At 64.4% G+C, this 18355-nt stretch carries 13 protein-coding genes, 5 tRNA genes and 1 riboswitch; of the genes, 12 read left to right on the top strand and 6 right to left on the bottom strand.

All coding sequences use genetic code 11. The features are described 5' to 3' along the window. Positions 1–71 precede the first annotated feature (71 nt). Entirely contained in the window at positions 72–1742 is a 1671-nt protein-coding gene (locus ACEN9H_RS16965) for a M28 family metallopeptidase (protein WP_413671351.1), read from the bottom strand. 211 nt (positions 1743–1953) lie between these two features. Between ACEN9H_RS16965 and ACEN9H_RS16970 the strand changes: the two genes are divergently transcribed. Further along, a complete protein-coding gene (locus tag ACEN9H_RS16970; RefSeq protein ID WP_056131410.1) occupies positions 1954–2283 on the top strand; it encodes a hypothetical protein in 330 nt (109 codons plus the stop codon). 116 nt (positions 2284–2399) lie between these two features. Then, complete coding sequence (locus ACEN9H_RS16975) at positions 2400–3344, top strand: D-2-hydroxyacid dehydrogenase (protein WP_413671352.1); 945 nt, start codon at positions 2400–2402, stop codon at positions 3342–3344. Here the strand turns inward: ACEN9H_RS16975 and ACEN9H_RS16980 are convergent. Further along, positions 3341–7246 carry a two-component regulator propeller domain-containing protein gene (locus ACEN9H_RS16980; RefSeq protein WP_413671353.1) on the bottom strand — a complete coding sequence of 1302 codons (3906 nt, stop codon included), beginning with the start codon at positions 7244–7246 and terminating at the stop codon, positions 3341–3343. The genes ACEN9H_RS16975 and ACEN9H_RS16980 overlap by 4 nt on opposite strands. Before the next feature lie 87 nt (positions 7247–7333). Here ACEN9H_RS16980 and ACEN9H_RS16985 point away from each other — a divergent pair. The 3 genes from ACEN9H_RS16985 to ACEN9H_RS16995 all read left to right on the top strand — a co-directional run bounded on the left by ACEN9H_RS16985 (position 7334) and on the right by ACEN9H_RS16995 (position 8056). After that, positions 7334–7410, top strand: a tRNA-Arg gene (locus tag ACEN9H_RS16985). Between the two features lie 62 nt (positions 7411–7472). Beyond that, positions 7473–7934 carry a GNAT family N-acetyltransferase gene (locus ACEN9H_RS16990; RefSeq protein WP_371763470.1) on the top strand — a complete coding sequence of 154 codons (462 nt, stop codon included), beginning with the start codon at positions 7473–7475 and terminating at the stop codon, positions 7932–7934. A gap of 45 nt (positions 7935–7979) precedes the next feature. Continuing rightward, positions 7980–8056, top strand: a tRNA-Arg gene (locus ACEN9H_RS16995). Between the two features lie 38 nt (positions 8057–8094). On the opposite strand, the gene ACEN9H_RS17000 is transcribed toward ACEN9H_RS16995, so the two are convergent. Both ACEN9H_RS17000 and ACEN9H_RS17005 read right to left on the bottom strand, forming a co-directional pair. After that, a complete protein-coding gene (locus tag ACEN9H_RS17000; RefSeq protein WP_056131399.1) occupies positions 8095–8289 on the bottom strand; it encodes a hypothetical protein in 195 nt (64 codons plus the stop codon). Between the two features lie 12 nt (positions 8290–8301). Next, positions 8302–9156 (bottom strand): SPFH domain-containing protein, encoded by an 855-nt coding sequence (locus tag ACEN9H_RS17005; protein ID WP_229502066.1) that lies wholly within the window; start codon positions 9154–9156, stop codon positions 8302–8304. A 150-nt stretch (positions 9157–9306) separates the two neighbouring features. Here ACEN9H_RS17005 and ACEN9H_RS17010 point away from each other — a divergent pair. From ACEN9H_RS17010 to ACEN9H_RS17040, 7 genes are all read left to right on the top strand, one after another. Next, positions 9307–9383 (top strand) — tRNA-Arg (locus ACEN9H_RS17010). A 411-nt stretch (positions 9384–9794) separates the two neighbouring features. Continuing rightward, positions 9795–10427: a PEP-CTERM sorting domain-containing protein gene (locus tag ACEN9H_RS17015; protein WP_413671354.1), complete on the top strand. Its 633-nt coding sequence runs from the start codon at positions 9795–9797 to the stop codon at positions 10425–10427. A 305-nt stretch (positions 10428–10732) separates the two neighbouring features. Continuing rightward, positions 10733–10819: riboswitch (cyclic di-GMP riboswitch) on the top strand. 89 nt (positions 10820–10908) lie between these two features. Next, positions 10909–12684, top strand: coding sequence for a S8 family serine peptidase (locus ACEN9H_RS17020; protein ID WP_413671355.1), 1776 nt, complete (start codon positions 10909–10911; stop codon positions 12682–12684). A 48-nt stretch (positions 12685–12732) separates the two neighbouring features. Continuing rightward, a tRNA-Arg gene (locus tag ACEN9H_RS17025) sits at positions 12733–12809 on the top strand. 90 nt (positions 12810–12899) lie between these two features. Then, positions 12900–14161 (top strand): IS3 family transposase gene (locus ACEN9H_RS17030; RefSeq protein ID WP_413671356.1). Its coding sequence is split into 2 segments (ribosomal slippage): positions 12900–13244 and positions 13247–14161, totalling 1260 coding nucleotides; the frame shifts between segments, so codons are not numbered across the junction. 104 nt (positions 14162–14265) lie between these two features. Next, a tRNA-Arg gene (locus ACEN9H_RS17035) sits at positions 14266–14342 on the top strand. A 409-nt stretch (positions 14343–14751) separates the two neighbouring features. Continuing rightward, positions 14752–15303: an FxDxF family PEP-CTERM protein gene (locus ACEN9H_RS17040; RefSeq protein WP_202114470.1), complete on the top strand. Its 552-nt coding sequence runs from the start codon at positions 14752–14754 to the stop codon at positions 15301–15303. A gap of 49 nt (positions 15304–15352) precedes the next feature. On the opposite strand, the gene ACEN9H_RS17045 is transcribed toward ACEN9H_RS17040, so the two are convergent. Both ACEN9H_RS17045 and ACEN9H_RS17050 read right to left on the bottom strand, forming a co-directional pair. Further along, positions 15353–17242, bottom strand: coding sequence for an ATP-binding protein (locus ACEN9H_RS17045; protein WP_371765043.1), 1890 nt, complete (start codon positions 17240–17242; stop codon positions 15353–15355). Continuing rightward, entirely contained in the window at positions 17242–17826 is a 585-nt protein-coding gene (locus ACEN9H_RS17050; protein WP_413671357.1) for a YfiR family protein, read from the bottom strand. The genes ACEN9H_RS17045 and ACEN9H_RS17050 overlap by 1 nt, the downstream gene beginning before the upstream one ends. Positions 17827–18355 lie beyond the last annotated feature (529 nt).

Here is an 18355-nt window from a genome sequence, read left to right on the forward strand (position 1 = left end):
CATCACCTCTGCAGTGTGTGCCTTAGTGTAGGCAGTAGCTGCAGACGCGACTGTTCGCCAGTTAACCCACGTTATTTGCGCTCCGATGCGCTCGCGTCGCGCGCCGCGCGGAACTCGGAGTCCTTCGACCAGTTCGGCCAGGCGCCCGAATCGGCCAGGTCGCGGCCCACCGAGTACAGCACGCCGAGGTCGCGCGCCATGCCGGTGAACGGCCACGAGGCGCTCCATTCGTCGGCCGGCTGGTGGTACGCGACGGACACGTATTTGTCCTCGGCGGCCTTGCCCGCTGCGACGCCGCCCTGCTCCCAGTCCTCGCCCGAACCGAACGAGATCGCCGGGACGCCGTGCTTGGCGAACGGGAAGTGGTCGGAACGGAAGAAGTGGCCCGCTTCCGGTTTCGGATCGGCCGAGTAGCGGATGCCGTTCTGCCTGGCCTTCGCGACCAGCCGGTCGAGCAGGTCGAGCTTGGCGCTGCCGGAGATCGTGAAGTCGCGCGACGGACCATACGGGCTCAGCGCGTCCATATTGATCACGCCGACCGTCTTGCCCAGCGGGTAGACCGGGTTGTTCGCGTAGTATTCCGAGCCCAGCAGGCCCTTCTCTTCCGCCGTCACGGCCAGGAAGACGACGCTGCGTTTCGGTGCCGGGGCCTTGGCATAGGCGCGGCCCAGTTCCAGCAGCGCGGCGATCCCGGTGGCGTTGTCGACGGCGCCGTTGTAGATCTTGTCGCCCTTCGCGTCCGGCAGGCCGACGCCCAGGTGGTCCCAGTGGCCGCTATAGATCACGACCTGGTCCGGGTGCTCGCTGCCCGGACGCACGGCCAGCACGTTCTTCGACGTGATGACCTTGGCGTCGACGGCGTAGTGCGCGGACATCGTCACGCCCTTCAGCTCGACCGGCTTGAAGGTGCGGGCCTGCGCCTGCTTCTTGAGCTTGTCGAAGTCCAGGCCGGCATGCTTGAACAGGTCGACGGCGACGTCGCGCTGGATCCACGCTTCCACCGGCGCGTGCGCTTCCAGCGGGTTCTTGCGCACGATGTCGTACTGGACGTTCGTGTTCGAATTCTTCACCGTGGCCCAGCCGTACGATGCCGGCGCGGTCTCGTGCACGATCAGCGTGCCGAGCGCGCCGCGGCGGGCCAGTTCCTCGAATTTATAGGTCCAGCGGCCGTAGTAGGTCATGGCCTTGCCGCCGAAGTCGCCCTTGCCCGTCTCGAAGTCCGGGTCGTTGATCAGCACGACGGCCAGCTTGCCCTTCAGGTCCTGGCCCTTGAAGTCGTCCCACTTGCGTTCCGGTGCCGTCACGCCATAGCCGACGAACACGAGCGGCGCATTCTTGAAGTCGACGCTCTTCGCGCCCGTCATCGCGGCGCGCACGGCGACTTCATTACCCTGCGTGAAGGTCTTCGTGGTGCCGCCGGCGGTCACGGACACGTCGACCGGGCCGCTGATCTCGAAGCGGCCCAGCGGGACGTCCTGCGTCCAGCCGCGCTTGCCGTCGACGAGATCGCCGCCCGGCTGCAGGCCGGCCTGCTTGAACTGGTCGATGATGTAGTTGACGGTCTTCGTCTCGCCGGCCGTGTTCGGGCCGCGGCCTTCGAACTCGTCGGACGACAGGACTTTCACGTCCTGCGACAGGATTTTCGGATCGATGTGGACGGCGTCTGCGGCCTGGGCGGCCAGCGCCGCGGTGGCGAGCGCGATGGCAGTCAGGGTGGTACGGAGGGAAGTTTGTGGTCTCACGAGCGGTCTCTTGGGCGTCGAATTATTGGATGGGCACGGATAGTGCCGCCAAAGTATCGTTCGAATGATTTCCACTGTCAAACATCGTTCCGACAAAAGGATTTCCGTACGTACACTTGTAACGGGATGTAAAGCATCGTCAACCACCCGCCGCACGGCCGCGTTTCTGGCCCAGTAGCACCCCTTAACGACACCTGAAGGAAACACCGCCATGAACAAAATCGTCGCTACCCTGATCGCAGGCCTGTTCGCCACCTCGGTGTACGCCCAGACGACCGCCACCCCGGCCACGACCCATGCAGAAATGAAAGCCGACAAGAAGGCCGCGAAGGCGGAAGCCAAGGAAGAAAAGGCCGACGTGAAGGCCGACGCGAAGCTGGAGAAGAAAGCCGCGGAAGCCAATGCGGACGTCGCCGTCGCCAAGGCCGACGCCGCGAAGACGAAAGCCAAAGCACACAAGAAAGCCGCCAAAGCCAAGGCGGAAGCCGCAGCCGACAAGGCCGAGGCACACGCAGACCAGAAAGCCGCCGCTGCCAAGTAAGCCCCTCCGGCAGCGCATAACCGGCTCAAGCCCCTCCATCCTCCGAAGACAGGGTTCGCCCTGTCTTTTTTTCGTCCGCGATCTACAATGGCAGTCCGTTATCAGCCGGGACTACCATGCACGACATCGTCTTCCTCGATCGCGACAGCCTGATCGCGAACATCCGCACACCCTCCTTCGAGCACCGCTGGCGCGACTACCCCGCCACGAACGCGAACGAGGTCGTCGAACGCCTGCACGGCGCCACGATCGCCATCACGAACAAGGTGCCGCTGCGCGCGGACGCGATCGCGCAACTGCCGGACCTGAAGATGATCGCCGTGGCCGCGACGGGCACGGACAATGTGGACCTCGCCGCCTGCCGCGAACGGGGCATCGTCGTCGCGAACATCCGCAACTACTCGCTGGTCTCGGTGCCCGAACACTGCTTCGCGCTGATCCTCGCCGTGCGCCGCAACCTGCGCGCCTACGTGGCCGACGTCGAGGACGGGCGTTGGGAGGCGTCGACGCGTTTCTGCCTGCTCGACTACCCGATCGGCGACCTGGCCGGCAGCCGCCTCGGCATCGTCGGCTATGGCGCGCTGGGGCGCCGCGTCGCCCAGATCGCGCGCGCGTTCGGCATGGAGGTCGCCGTCACGTCGCGCTCGCCCGTGGCGGACACGGACGTCGTGCAACTGCCGCTGGACGAGCTGCTGGCCACGTCGGACGTCGTCAGCCTGCACCTGCCGCTGACGGACCAGACCCGCCACATGATCGGACCACGCGAGCTCGCGGCCATGAAGAAGAGCGCCATCCTGGTCAACACGGCGCGCGGCGGCCTCGTCGACGAAGCGGCGCTGGCGCGGGCGCTCACGGAGGGCACGATCGCCGGCGCAGGGTTCGACGTCCTGAGCAAGGAGCCGCCCGTGCCCGACAATCCGCTCTTGCAACTGCGTCTGCCGAACTTCGTGCTGACGCCGCACGTGGCGTGGGCCAGCGGCGGCGCGATGCAGACGCTGGCCGACATGCTGGTCGATAATCTCGAGGCGTGGGTGGCCGGGAAGCCGACCAACGTGGTCTAACCGTCCGCCCGCAGCGGCAGCTCGATGATGAACACCGTGCCGTGGCCGGGCCGGCTCTCGACCCGGATCGTCCCCTGCAGCAGCGTGGTCACGAGGTTGTAGGCGATGTTGAGGCCGAGGCCCGTGCCGCCCTGTCCCATGCGCGTCGTGAAGAATGGATCGAAGATGCGCGACAAGTGCTCCGGCGCGATGCCGCGGCCGTCGTCGGCGAATTCGATGCGCACGCGGTCGCCGTCCAGCGGCCGGGCATCGATGCGCATGTGGCCGCCCGGCGCGTCGAACGCGTGCAGCAGCGCGTTGTTGATGAAATTGATGACGACCTGGCCGAACGGGCCGGGATAGCTGTCCATCGCAATGCCGGCCGGGACCTGCAGGTCGAGCGTGTGGCCGGCACGGCGCACCTGGTTCATCATCGTCGCCGCGATCTCGTGGCAGGCCTGGTCCAGGTCGAAGCGGCGCCGCTGCGTGCTGGCCTGGTCCACCGACACCTGCTTGAAGCTGTTCACGAGGTCGGCCGCGCCGTGCAGGCTGCGCACGATGAGGCCAGCCGCTTCGCGCGCCGCCGCGATCCACGTCTCCAGGTCCGATTTCTTCAGCGCGTTGTGCGCGAAGCGGTCGGCCAGCGCGTTCGTCTTTTCTTCCAGGGTGCTGGCCATCAGCAGGCTGTTGCCGATCGGGGTGTTCAATTCGTGCGCGACGCCCGCGACGAGGGAGCCGAGCGACGCGAGTTTTTCGCGCGCGGCCAGCTGGGCCTGGGTTTCCTTCAGCTGGCGGTAGGCGTCCGCATTGTCCAGCGCGACGCCGACATAGGACGCCAGGGTGCTCAGCATGTCGAGCTGCACGTTCTGGTACGCGCCGGGCCGGCCGCTCTGCACTGTGATCACGCCCAGCACGCGCTGGCCCACGAGGATCGGCACGAACATCAGCGAGCGCGGCGCCGGCGGCGTGTCGGCGTCCGTGCTGGCGGGATCCGCGCCCAGCACGTCGCGCACGAGTCCCGCGAACCGGGCGTAGTCGCGCGCCAGGTCGCCGATCAGGATCTCCTCGCCCGTCGCGAGGCAGTATTCGCCGAGGCCGCGCACGCGCGCGGGGAGGCGTCCCTGTTCGGGCACGCGGCGGCCGTCGGCGACGACGTACGGGTAGTCGATCGGCCCGTCCACGCGCGCCACGCCGATCGCGAACAGCGGCGCGTCCATCAACTGGCGCACCTGGCCGTACACGTTGGCCATGATCGCCTCGCCGTCGAGGTTCGCCGTCAGTTCGCGCCCGATGTCGGACAGCAGGGCGATGTTGCGGCGCGCCTGCTCCACCGCTTCCTTCTGCGCCTCGGCCTCCTGCTTGCGCTTTTCCGCCTGCTCCTTCTGCAGCACCAGTTCCGCCGTGCGCGCGCCGACCTGGCGTTCCAGGCGCGCCTTCTGCTGCACCAGCGCGCGCACGCGCAAGCGGTACAGCGCGACGGCGATGGTCGCCAGCACGGTCGCCACGAGCAGGCGGAACCACCACGTCATCCAGAACGGGGGCGGGATCGAGATGTTCAGGGTAGCCGGACGTTCGCTCCACACGCCGTCCTTGTTGGCGGCCTTCACCTCGAACACGTACTCGCCCGGATCGAGGTTCGTGTAGGTGGCGAAGCGCTTGCGGGCGTCCGTCTCGGTCCAGTCCTGGTCGAAGCCGAGCAGCCGGTAGGCATAGCGGTTCGCCTGCGGATCGGCGTAGTGCAGCGCGGCGAATTCCAGGGTGAACACGGAATCGCGGTGGCTCAGGCGGATGGCGCGCAGGCGGTCGACGGCGACGGGCAGCGCGCGCGGCCGGTTGAACACGAGGAAGTCGGTGATGACGACGGCGGGCGGAAACGGGTTGTCGTGGATGTCCTCCGGCTGGAACGACGTCATGCCGTTGATGCCGCCGAAATGCAGCTCGCCGTCCGCGCCGCGCGCCGCCGAGCCGACGAAGTACGAGCCGTCCGTCAGGCCGTCCTTGGCCGTGTAGTTCTTGTAGCGCCCCGTCTCCGGATCGACGCGGGTCAGGCCCGTCGTCGTGCTGACCCAGATCTGGCCGTTGCCGTCTTCGAGGATGCCGCCGATCGGCACTTGCTCGCGCGTGGGCGCGACGGGAAACCTGCGGAACGCCGTCTTGCCGCCGGGCTCCCGCTGCATGCGGTGCAGGCCGCCCGCGGTGCCGACCCACAGGTCGCCGCGCGCTGACTCCTGCAGGTAATAGACGCGGTTGTGGCCCAGGCTCGCGGGGTCGCGCGCGTCGTGGCGGAAGTGCGTGAACGTGTTCGTCGCGCGGTCGTAGCGGTCGAGGCCATTCTCGGTGCCGATCCAGATCGTGCCGGCACGGTCCTCGAACACGGCGAAGCCATAGTTGTCGCCCAGGCTGGCCGGATTCGCCGGATCGTGACGCCAGCCGTGCAGCGTGCCGTCCGCCTCCAGCATGAACAGGCCGCCGCGCGTGACGACCCACAGCGCACCGGTGCGGTCGAGCGTGAGCGCCTGGACCCAGTTGGCGCCCGCCTCGCGCCCCAGCGGCACGGGGGTAAAACGGCCGGTCGCCGGATCGCGCCACGACAGGCCGCTGGGCGAGCCAACCCACAAGCGCCCCCGTCCCGGCAGCACGCTGCTGACCGTGTCGTCCGGCAGGCTGGCGGGGTCGCGCGGATCGTGGCGCAGCATGTCCACGCGGCCGCTTTCGGGATCGAGGTGCAGGATGCCGCCGCCGGTCGTGCCCAGCCACAGGCGGCCGTCGGCGCCGACGGCGATGCTGCGGATCTTGCGCGCGCTGCGCGGGTCCGCCACCTGCCCCGGCAACAGCGCGAAGCGGGAAAAGCCGCCGCTGGCGAGGTCCGCGCGACTGACGCCGCCGAACATCGTGCCCGCCCACAGCGTCCCCGTGCGGTCGACCCAGATCGACATGACCCGGTTGTCGGACAGCGTGTGGCGGTCGAGGGGCTGGCTGGTGTAGCCGATGAAGCGCCCGGTCGTCGGGTCGCGCCATTTGAGGCCGTCGAGTTCCGAGCCCACCCACAGCGTGTTGCCCTGGTCGTGGTACAGCGACTGCACGCGGCCGTCGTCCATGCCTTCGTCGGCACCGACATGGTGGCGCTGCGGCGCACCCTGGCCGATGCGCCACGCTTCCAGGCCGGCGTCGGTGCCGATCCACAGCGTGTCGCGCGGGCCCATCGACAACGCGGCGACCGCATTGCGCTTGCCGGTGTCGATGTCGTAATGGGCGAAGCGGGCGGCGCCCGCCGGCAGGTGGTCGAGACCGACGCCGGTGCCGACCCACAGGCCGCCGCGCGGGTCGAGGGCGAGCGCCGTGACGCGGTCGTCGCGCAGGCTGCCGGGATCCCGGCCATCGTGGCGCAGCGTGCGCAGCGCGCCCGTCGCCGGATCGACGTGCACGACGCCGTCGCTGGTGCCGACCCACAGGCCGTTGGCGCCATCGCCGATGATCGCGGTGACGGCGCTGTTGCGCGCATTGCGGTCGGTGCCGGCCAGCAGCGGCACCCGGATAAACTTGCGGCTCGCGGGATCGAAGCGCGCGAGTCCGCCGCGCGTGCCGAACCACAGCCGGTTCTGGCTATCCTCGTACGCGGCCTGCACGTAGTTGTCGGCCAGGCTGGCCGGGTCGTTGGGGTCGTTGCGGAAGACCTGGTTGCGGTAGCCGTCGAAGCGGTTCAGGCCCGCCTGCGTGCCGAACCACATGAAGCCGTCGTGATCCTGCAGGATCGCGAGGACGGATTCCTGCGACAGTCCTTCTTCAAGCCCGATGCGCTCGAAACGCAGGCTGCGCGGACTGCCCGCCAGCGCCAGCGAGCACACGCAGGCCAGCAGCAGGCCGCACAGGATGCGCCGCAGCGCTTGGTTGACGGATGGGAGGAGTTCGGGTTTCCAGGACACAGGGCTAATCTACCAGAACCCCCGAAAATGTTGAATTAAATTAAGACTTCCTCATTCGTCATGCCACTGCTATAATGCGTGCATCGGGCGGCTGTAGCTCAGCTGGATAGAGTACTTGGCTACGAACCAAGGGGTCGTGGGTTCGATTCCTGCCAGCCGCACCAACTTATACGAAAGGCCAGATCGCAAGATCTGGCCTTTTCCATTTGCTGCGCCACATCTCATCATGTCCGACCAGCTCATCATTCGCCCCCTCGATCCCCAGGACCTCGCCGGCTGGCGCCCGCTGTGGGACGGCTATAACGCCTTCTACGGACGCAGCGGCCCGACGGCCCTGCCCGAATCCATTACGCAAGTCACGTGGCACCGGTTCTTCGATCCGGCCGAGCCCGTGCACGCGCTGGTCGCCGAGGCATCCGGCCGTATCGTCGGCCTCGCCCATTACATCTTTCATCGCAGCACGACGCGGTTGCACGACGTCTGTTACCTGCAAGACCTGTTCACCGCACCCGACAGGCGTGGACTGGGCGTCGGCCGACAATTGATCGAAGCCGTCTACGACAAGGCGCGCGCGGCCGGCAGTTCGCGCGTGTACTGGCAGACGCACACGGACAATGCGGCCGGGCGCGCGCTCTACGACAAGGTCGCGCGGCATCTGGGCTTCATCGTGTACACGCACGAGCTGTAACGCGCTTTGCCAAACTGGAAACCGCTGCTATAATGCGTGCCTCGGGCGGCTGTAGCTCAGCTGGATAGAGTACTTGGCTACGAACCAAGGGGTCGTGGGTTCGATTCCTGCCAGCCGCACCAGCTTATACGAAAGGCCAGATCGCAAGATCTGGCCTTTTTCATTTTGCGCCCCCCTCTTCCGCATCCGGCTGAGCGGACCCGACCCGGATGCCCCGCCGCGCCAGCGCCTCGCGCAGCAGGAATTCGATCTCCGCGTTCACGCTGCGCAAATCGTTGGCGGCCAACCGCTGCAACTGCTCCCACAACGCGGGATCGATCCGCAGCGGATAGGACTTCTTGCCGGGACTTGCCATCGACGCACCGCCTCAGTTGTACAGGGTGCCTGCATTGATGATGGGCTGCGCGTCGCGGTCCGAGCACAGCACGACCAGCAGATTGCTGACCATCGACGCCTTGCGTTCCGCGTCCAGCTCGACGATCTCGCGCTCGGCCAGGCCTTTCAGGGCATCTTCCACCATCGTGACGGCGCCATGCACGATGCGGGCGCGCGCACTGATGATCGCCTGCGCCTGCTGGCGGCGCAGCATCACCTGGGCGATCTCGGGGGCGTAGGCCAGGTGCGTCAGCTTCGCATCCAGCGTTTCGACGCCCGCCGCCTCGAAGCGCGCCGTCAGTTCCACGCTGAGCGCGTGCGCCACTTCCGCCGCGCCGCCGCGCAGGGTCGTTTCGCCCGGCGCGAGGTCCTCGCCCTCGTCGTACGCGTATTGCGCGGCCAGGTGGCGCAGCGCCGCCTCGGCCTGCACGCTGACGTAGCGCTCGAAATCGTCGACCTCGAACAGCGCCTGCGCCGTATCGCGCACGCGCCAGACGACGGCGGCGGCCAGCTCCACCGGATTGCCCCGCTTGTCGTTGACCTTCAGCGTCGACATATTGAGGTTGCGCGCCCGCACGGTCAGCTTGCGTTTGCGATACAGCGGGAACGCCCAGCGCAGGCCCTCGCCGCGGTCCGTGCCCATGTAGCGGCCGAACAAGGTCAGCACGGCCGTCTCGTTCGGCTGCAGCATGTACAGCCCTGCGCATACGAACACGCCGGCAAGGACGAGCGCGATGCCCACCAGCGCCGCCCCGCCCGCCATACTGCCCAGAACGGACAGGTGGACCAGCCAGGCGCCGGCCAGGACGGCGAGGATGCCGCCGGCCAGGGCCAGGTAACCATTCATCGAAGAGAGCGGTATTTCGTGACGAGTGTGTGCGGACATGCAGGGTCCCATGAGGTTATATGAAAGTGATATCACTTTAGGATCACCTTTCCGCGTTGTCAAGCATTCCATTTTGTCATTCGGGGCAAGCCTGCTATAATGCGGCCTCGGGCGGCTGTAGCTCAGCTGGATAGAGTACTTGGCTACGAACCAAGGGGTCGTGGGTTCGATTCCTGCCAGCCGCACCAACTCATTACGAATGGCTCATAAAACGCATTGCGGTTTATGAGCCATTTTTCATTGATGCGGGCCGTTCTGCGACGTTTTCCGTCTTTTCGGTCTTTGCCGTTTTCTTGGACGCGCACCGCCTCGCCTCGCTCAATTCCATTACGCAATATTCTTGGCATTGCGGCGCCGCCTTTGTCCGATCTCGCCGGAAATGAATGTTCCACTGCAGCGATCTATCTCATCGTTTCGTTCTATCTTTCTTTAGATCACTTGATTAGAAACAACTATATCTGTCGAATAAATTTACATCGATCTTTTTTAACCAAGAGTTTCTAAATTAAATCGCTGTAAACACAAGGCTTCCATTTCCTGGCACGGTCATTGCAGCATTAATCATTGCATTACCACCCATCTGAAACCAGGGAGAAATCATGTTCCGCACGAATCTTCTAAAAGCCAGCGTAGCCTGCTCCATACTGTTCGCTGCACAAGGCGCATTTGCCGCCACGGTATCGTGTACGGGCGTATCGCCCGCCTACGATATCTCGGGCAAAGTCAGTAATACCAGTAATTGCGCAATTCTCTCGCCGATCGACGCCAACCAGAATGACAACAATCTCTCCACCATCAATTCCGGTGGCTTCTTCGGCATCTCGAACTGGCTGTTCGACGGGAAGTACGACAACATGGACTCGTCCGGAGGCAGCGACACCTCGGCACTGTTCAACTTCACCGGCAACAACGTGTCGGGCACCTACATCTATGCCGGCGGCTCCCCCGCACCGCAGGACGTGATGCTGATCTTCAAGGACGGCGACAATACCGACCTGGTCGGGTATCTGCTGAAGATGCCTTACGGCGGCACCTATTCGTCGCCGTTCACCGATCCGCCGTTCCCGCTGAATGGCGCCTCGACCGTGCACAATATCTCGCACATCTCCGTGTATTACCGGAATGGCGACGGATCGGGAGATTCGGGCGGCGGCGAAGTGCCGGAACCCGCGACACTCGCACTTCTCGGCCTCGGCTTGCTCGGCATGACCAAATTGCGCCGCAAAGGCTGATTTTCTCGGCCGCATTCCTCGCTCATTTCAAAGCCCACCGCCCGGTGGGCTTTTTTTATTCCAGGCTCATAAAAAACCTTGATTTGACTGCAAGTCGCTTTCCTTGTTTTTAATCGTTTCGCTTTTTCTGATTCCCTCTCTTTACCCCGGAATGTATTAATTTCATTATCACACCCATTTCACTTTCGATATTGAACTGTTGCGCCGACGCAATTAAATCGAGATACGCTTACATTTTCTTTCCATTTCGCAGTAAATTTATTTCCGGAAACGATTATGATTTCCCGAAACAGCTGAACGCTGCTTATTGAAAAGGGCAAAGCCCGCGAAAGCGGGTGACGCAAAGTCAACGGTCTAACGAGCTTAGGCTCCAAGACGGCAGGACTGCCAGATGCCAGCTTTCGATACGGGCCCCCGCCTGTCGCGACAGAACGTCATTGCGCACGATCCTGCTAATTTTTATCTCAAGGAATCGTACGTGATGAAGTCCGCACACACCTCCCTCAGCCTGCTGCCGATGTTGATCGCCAGCACCCTTTCCATCGGTGCCGCACAGTCCGCCCTCGCCGCGCAAGACGCCGGCTATGCGCGCGGCCGCATCCTGGTCGAGGCGCGCCCGGGCCTGTCGGACGCGGCCCTGGATCGCATCCTCAAGGAACACGGCGGCAAGCGCCGCAAGGTCGGACAAAGCCGCCTGCAAATCGTCGACCTGCCGGCCAACGCGTCGGAAGTGGCCGTCGTCGCGAAGCTGGCGCACCGCCCCGAACTCAAATTCGCGGAACTCGACCGCATCGTGCCGGCCGCGCTGGCCGTGACCGACCCGTATGCCGGCAGCGAGTGGCACCTGAACAAGATCGGCGCGACCAGCGCGTGGGACAGCTCCCTCGGCCGCGGCGTGACGATCGCCGTGCTCGACTCGGGCGTGAACGTCAACCACCCCGACCTCAAGGACCGCCTCGTCGCGGGCTATAACGTCTATGGAAGCAACACCGACTTGACGGACGTCTGCGGGCACGGCACCGCCGTCGCCGGCACGGCGGCGGCCACGTCCAACAACGCGGCAGGCGTGGCCGGCATCGCGGGCGCGGCCAGCATCATGCCCCTGCGCATCGCCTACAGCGACAGCACCGGATGCCACGCCTACTTCAGCACGATCGCCAGCGGCATCACGTATGCGGCCGACCACGGGGCACGGATCGCGAACATCAGCTATACCGGCATCGCCGGCAGCTCCGCCATCCTCAGCGCGGCCCGCTACATGAACAGCAAGGGCGGTCTCGTGTTCGTTTCCGCCGGCAATAACAACGTCGACGAGAACGTGACGCCCGATCCGGCGCTGGTCGTCGTGTCGGCCACCGACAGCAACGACGCCAAGGCCAGCTTCTCGAGCTGGGGCAGCTTCGTCACCATCGCGGCGCCGGGCACGAACATCTGGACGACGAACAATTCGCTCGGCTATTCGGCATGGAACGGCACGTCGTTCTCGGCCCCGGTCACGGCCGGCGTCGCCGCGCTGATGATGGCGGCCCGTCCCGACCTGGGCGGCAACACGATCCAGTCGCTGCTGTACTCGACGGCCGTCGATCTCGGCGCGGCCGGCCGCGATCCGGTGTTCGGCTACGGCCGCGTGGACGCCGCCGCCGCCCTGCGCGCCACCGTGGCCTACCAGCCGCCGGTCGACACGACCGCCCCGCTCGCATCGATCGCCGCGCCGCTGGCGAACAGCTCGGTCTCCGGCCTCGTCGGCGTCTCCGTGAATGCCGGCGACAACGTGGGCGTGGCGCGCGTCGACCTGAAGGTCAACGGTACCGTGGTCGCCACGGACACCGCCGCGCCGTACAGCTTCAGCTGGGACTCGAGCGGCGTCGCCAACGGCATGGCCAGCCTGGTCGCCGTCGCCTACGACGCTGCGGGTAACGCCGGCCAGTCCGCCGCCGTCGCCGTCAACGTCGCCAACAGCGTGACGACGGTCAGCAAGGACACGACGGCGCCTGCCGTCGCCATCGGCAATCCGGTGGCGGGTGCGGTCAACGGCAACGTCGCGGTCTCGATCAACGCGACGGACGACGCAGGCGCCGCCGGCATCAAGACCACGCTCGTCATCGACGGCCAGACGAAGGCCCAGGGCACGGGCGGTACGCTCGGCTATAACTGGAACACGCGCAAGGCCGCTGCCGGCCAGCACACCATCACCGCGACGGCGCGCGATGCGGCGGGCAATACCAGCAGCACGTCGGTCACCGTGACGACGAAGTGATCTCGTATTTGCCAAAAGGAAAAAGTCCGCTATAATGCCGGCCTCGGGGCGGCTGTAGCTCAGCTGGATAGAGTACTTGGCTACGAACCAAGGGGTCGTGGGTTCGATTCCTGCCAGCCGCACCAACTTATACGAAAGGCCAGATCGCAAGATCTGGCCTTTTTCTTTGGCTTGACCCGTCCTGGAATAGATTGACACTTTCAAGGAGTGTCGACATGGACGAGAGGGTAAAGCGTACGCAACGCGACTACACCCTGGCCTTTAAACTTGCCGTAGTTGATGAGGTGGAAAGGGGCGAGCTGACGTACAAGCAGGCGCAGCAGCGATATGGGATTCAGGGTTGTTCGACGGTGCTGAAGTGGCTGCGCAAGCATGGCCGGCAGGATTGGGGTAGCCTCAAGGGACCCAACCAGCACAGGAGCGATCCCGTGAGCAAGCAACCCAAACCGCAAACGCCTGAGCAGCGCATCAAGGAACTGGAGACGCAGCTCAAGGATGCCAACCAGAAAGCGCAGTTGTTTGAGGCGATGCTGGAAGTGATCCGCAAAGAGTACGGGGTCAAGCTGCCAAAAAAGCCTTCCGGCGAGTCATCGAGCAAAGGCAGGTAGTTGGCTTGAGTCTCGCCAAGGCGTGTAGGTTCATAGGCCTTAGCCGGCAGGCGTACTATCAACAGATCCGGGTTGAGGTAGCCTTGCAGGAGCGTGATGGGAAGGTAGAGGAAATGGTGCGAGAAGTCCGCCGACGCCAGCCACGTATCGGCGGGCGAAAGCTGCATCATCTCTTGCACGGTCGTTTTTCAGCTGCCGGCATCAAACTGGGGCGCGACGCTTTGTTCGCGACGTTGAAGCGCGCTCATCTGCTGGTGGCCCGATCCAAGGCGTACCACAAGACGACTGACAGCTTTCATCGATTCTACAAGCATCCCAATCTGCTCAAACCTGGAACAGCTATCGAGACGGCACAGCGATCCGAGCAGCTCTGGGTTGCCGATATCACCTACATTCCCACCCAGCAGCAATGCGTGTATCTGAGCCTCGTTACGGATGCGTTCTCACGCAAGATCGTCGGATACCACGTCCACGCCACCTTGCAAACCGAGGAGGTAGCGCAAGCTTTGAAGAACGCGCTGCGCTCACGGCATGGCCGCCAAGCGTTGATTCATCATTCCGACCGCGGCGTCCAATATTGCGCCAGCACCTATCAGGCCCTGCACCAGAAATATGGGCTGACCTGCTCGATGACCGACGGCTATGACTGCTACCAAAACGCCTTGGCCGAAAGAATCAACGGTATCCTCAAGACCGAGTACTTGCTAGGGCGTCCTCAAGACCTGAACGAAGCAAGGCGCATGGTTAAGCAATCGGTGGACATCTACAACAACGAGCGGCCACACTTGGCCCTGAAATACAAAACGCCCGATGAAGTACACCGGGCGTCTTTGAGAGCGCAAGAATCTAGCGAATCTTGCTACGTTTGACCGTCAACCTATTTCAGGACTAGTCAGCTGTGTTCGCGGATTACTGCCACCAGCATCATTGCCCTTTGCGAAACCGTGATTCGCCGCTATAATGCGTGCCTCGGGCGGCTGTAGCTCAGCTGGATAGAGTACTTGGCTACGAACCAAGGGGTCGTGGGTTCGATTCCTGCCAGCCGCACCAGCTTATACGAAAGGCCAGATCGCAGGATCTGGCCTTTTTCATTGCCGCGTCCCCTCCTCCGGTCTTTTAGCCGTATCCCCTGCGATCTTGACGATCGCCCAATGCCTGTCTGCAAACAGAAAAAGCTCAGCGGCGGATTTTCTCGCGTCTTTACGTAGGAGTGAACCTACAAATACTATGCAATTTGGCTGCTCGCCGCCGATGACTGATGCCAGACACACCAACTCCTCTATGAAAAGCGGGTGAAAATCGCATCCTGGCGGAAACTATTTATGTTCAGCATCTTTCCGCGAAGTAGCGCACACTTCGGTGATTTTCCGTGCTTTTTATCGATGGTTTGATACGATGAACTTCCCCGATTCTTGAAAACCAAGCTGCAGGACGCGGCTGTTTCTTTGCGAGGTAAGAAATGAAAAAATCACTGATTGCTGCTGTTGTATTGGCTTCTGCGTCGTTCGTTTCCACCGCTGCCATGGCGGCCACCGTCGGCAACACCCCGCAGGTCCTCGACCTGACCGACGGCGCCGGCTTCTTCGGCGACACGTTCGCAACCGGTAACAACGGCAATACCTTTGCCGACCGCTTCACCTTCGCCGTCGAAGGCACCACCGGCTGGAACCTCGACGCCATCATCTCGTCGGTGAGCCGCAGCGCCGACACCGGTCTCGACATCACCGGCGTGTCCCTGTACAACGCCACCGGCAACGCGCTGATCTCGTCGGGCAAATCGCTGCAGTCCGGCGACATCGACGTCTGGACGATCTCGAGCGACAACCTGGCTGCCGGCAACTACTACCTTCAAGTGAGCGGCAACCTGGTGTCGGACCAGGCCGCCAGCTTCGGCGGCGCGGTGTCCCTGGCTGCCCCGGTGCCGGAACCGGAAACCTACGGCATGATGCTGGCCGGCCTCGGCGTCCTGGGCTTCCTGGCTCGTCGCCGCAAGCAGGCCAAGCCGGCTTGACAGCCCCCTTCGCATGAGTCGGGCGGAAGCGCACGCGCTTCCGCTTTTTTTATGTGCGCAGCTTCTTGATGACGCTGCGGTTCCCCAGGATTTCCTCGATCTGCTCGAAGCGCACGGGCTTGACCATGTGGTGGTCGAAGCCGGCCTCGAACGCCAGTTGGCGGTCCTTTTCCTGGCCCCAGCCCGTGACGGCGACCATGACGGTCATCGTGCAGCACGACAGGTCACGGATGCCCCGCGCCAGGTCGTAGCCGGACATCTGCGGCAGGCCGATGTCGAGGAAGGCGTAATCCGGACAGAAGCGCTTGGCCGCGGCCAGCGCATCCGCGCCATTGTGCGTGATCACGACGCTATGCCCCATCGCCGTCAGCAGCGCGCCGATGCTGTTGACGAAGTCGACGTTATCGTCGGCGAGCAGGATGCGGTACGTTTCCGCGCTGATGAACGACATTGGCGTCGGCTTCGCGGGCAGCTCCGGCTCGACGACGATCGGCAGCCGCACGACGAACTGGCTGCCATGGCCGAGGCCCGCGCTGTGCGCCTCGATGGAGCCGCCGTGCAGCTCGACCAGCTTGCGCGCCAGCGACAGCCCCACGCCCAGGCCGGCCACCGAACGCTCCAGCGTCGAATCGACCTGCACGAACATCTCGAACACGGTATCCAGCATGTCCGGCGCGATGCCGATGCCGGTGTCGGACACGACCAGCGTCAGCGTGCGGTCGTCCACCGTCGCCCTCAGGCCCACGCGGCCGCCGCGATTCGTGTATTTGGCGGCGTTATTCAAGAGGTTCGAGAGGATTTGCGCGAGACGGGTCGCGTCGCCGTTCAGGAACACGGGGCGGTCCGGCAGGTCGATCGTCAGCTCGTGGCCATGCAGCTCGATGTACGGCCGCACGACTTCCAGCGCGTCATTGACGACCGCCTTCAGCTCCACGCGGCCGCTCTTGATGGTGAATTTGCCGGTATTGATGCGCGAGACGTCCAGCAGGTCGTCGACGAGGCGCACCATCTGGCGCAGCTGGCGCTCCATGATGTCGGTCGCGCGCTGGGTCGCCTGCGCGTCGCCGCTGCGCAGGCGCAGGATGTCGAGGCCCGTGCGGATCGGCGCCAGCGGGTTCCTCAGCTCGTGCGCCAGCGTGGCGAGGAATTCGTCCTTGCGGCGGTCCGCGAGGCGCAGCGCCTCCTCCGCGCGCTCGCGCACCTGCATCTCGTGTTCGAGGGTCGCATTCGCTTCCTGCAGCGCGTGCGAGCGGCGGCCGATCTCGGCCAGCATGTCGTTGAAGGCGGCCACGAGCACGCCGATTTCTCCGCTGTCGTTGCCCGGCACGCGCAGGGTGAAGTCGCGCCGCTGCATCACCTGGCGCGCGACGTTCGTCACGGCCGCGAGCGGCCGCGTGATGGCCGCCTGCAGGCGCGACGCGACGAGGCCCGCGATCAACAGCGCGCCCAGCATCACGGCGCCGAGGATGGCGCCGTAGCTGAACAGGCGGTCGACGAGGCCGTAGCGCGAGCGCAGGTAGACCGTGCCGACCATCTCGCCGTTTTCCACGATGTTGCGGAACACCGCCACTTCGCCGCCCTCGATGCGGTAGCCGGACGGCGCCGGGCGCGCCGGGATCGCCTGGTTCGGTGCCGCCGCGTACGTGGCGAAGCGCGTGCCGTCGCTCGTGTAGATCGCGGCGGCAAGGATCTGCGGCCGCACGCGCAGGACGGCCAGGTTCTGGCGCGCCGTCTCCTCGTCGTTGAACGTGAGGGCCGGGGCGGTCACACGCGCCATGATGTCGGCCTGCGTCATCAGGTCATCCGTCCAGTAGCGCTGGAACGCGCGCAGGTCGAACAGCAACATGGCGACGGAAGCCGCCAGTAACGCGACGAACGTCGTCGATACCGCCATCAGAATCAGTTTGCCGCGGACCGTGCCGCCGTCGCGCACCACCATCACTGCGCTCCTTTCTGCACCCGGTTCGCCACCGTCAGCAGGCGCGAACTGAGTTTGATGCCATTGCGTTCCGCCGCATCCAGCGCGACGTCGAAGCGGACCCGCTCGTCGACGATGCGGAAATTGATCACACTACCGAGCTGCAAGCCGTTGTCGCATTCGGTCACGACGAGCATCGCGCCCAGCGCCTGGTGCACGATGCGCGCGACCCGCTGCGGATCGCTCCCGCCCACGAACAGCAGGTGCACCCGGGCCGCCGCATCGCTTTCGCGCAGTTCGCGCACTTCGATCGTGCGGTTGTTGACGGTGCGTCCGGCCACCACGCGCGCCAGCTCGACGGCGAGGTCGTCGGCGCCGATCACGCCGATCGTCAGCGGCGCCGTGGCGTCGGCGAACGCGCTCGCGGGAAAATCGGTATAGCCGAGGAATTTGTACAGGAAGGCGGCCTTCACGCGCCGCTCCAGCGGCACGCCGGGCACGGCGCTCTGCGCGCGCGCGGGCGGCATCAGTCCGACGCCTGCGCACAGCACGGCCAGCGAGGCCAGCGCCCAGCCGACAAAGGACCGCCGCAGGCCTCGATTCATGGATGGCTTCAGTTGACGATGCATCGGCCGGATGGCAAACCCTGGACTGGAGACGGTGGCAGGAAGCGCCCGGGCTTTCGGCGCCCTACGGAACGGCCGGAAATGGACGGTCCATGATAGCCGGGTATGGTCGACCATGCCAACGCGGCGCGCAGCGGCAGCGTCCATACGCATGGATCGACTGGAAAATACGAAAACGACAGCAAGGCGTCTTTAAACATTTTGCTATCGTAGAACATTTTCTTTGGTGCACCAAGAGTGACCCGATTGAAGCGTGCACGGCTGAGTCATTTATAAAAGCAATGGCTGACATTACAAATCTAAATTGGATTTCTTTTTTGCGATGCAGCATTATGAACCTGTCTCCTCTATTCTCCTCCAAGGATAGATTCAGCCCGCTCTCGTAGCGGGCTTTTTTTTTGCCCCGGCGCCCGCACAGTGCCACCTATGCTGTGGCGCAATATCTATAGTGCACGATGTTGTTGTTTTACGACCCGGTTGCCGTCTTTTCCGACTCTGCGCAGGACGC

Origin of the sequence: Massilia cellulosiltytica (assembly GCF_047325105.1) — a bacterium.
Classification (GTDB): domain Bacteria; phylum Pseudomonadota; class Gammaproteobacteria; order Burkholderiales; family Burkholderiaceae_D; genus Telluria; species Telluria orientalis.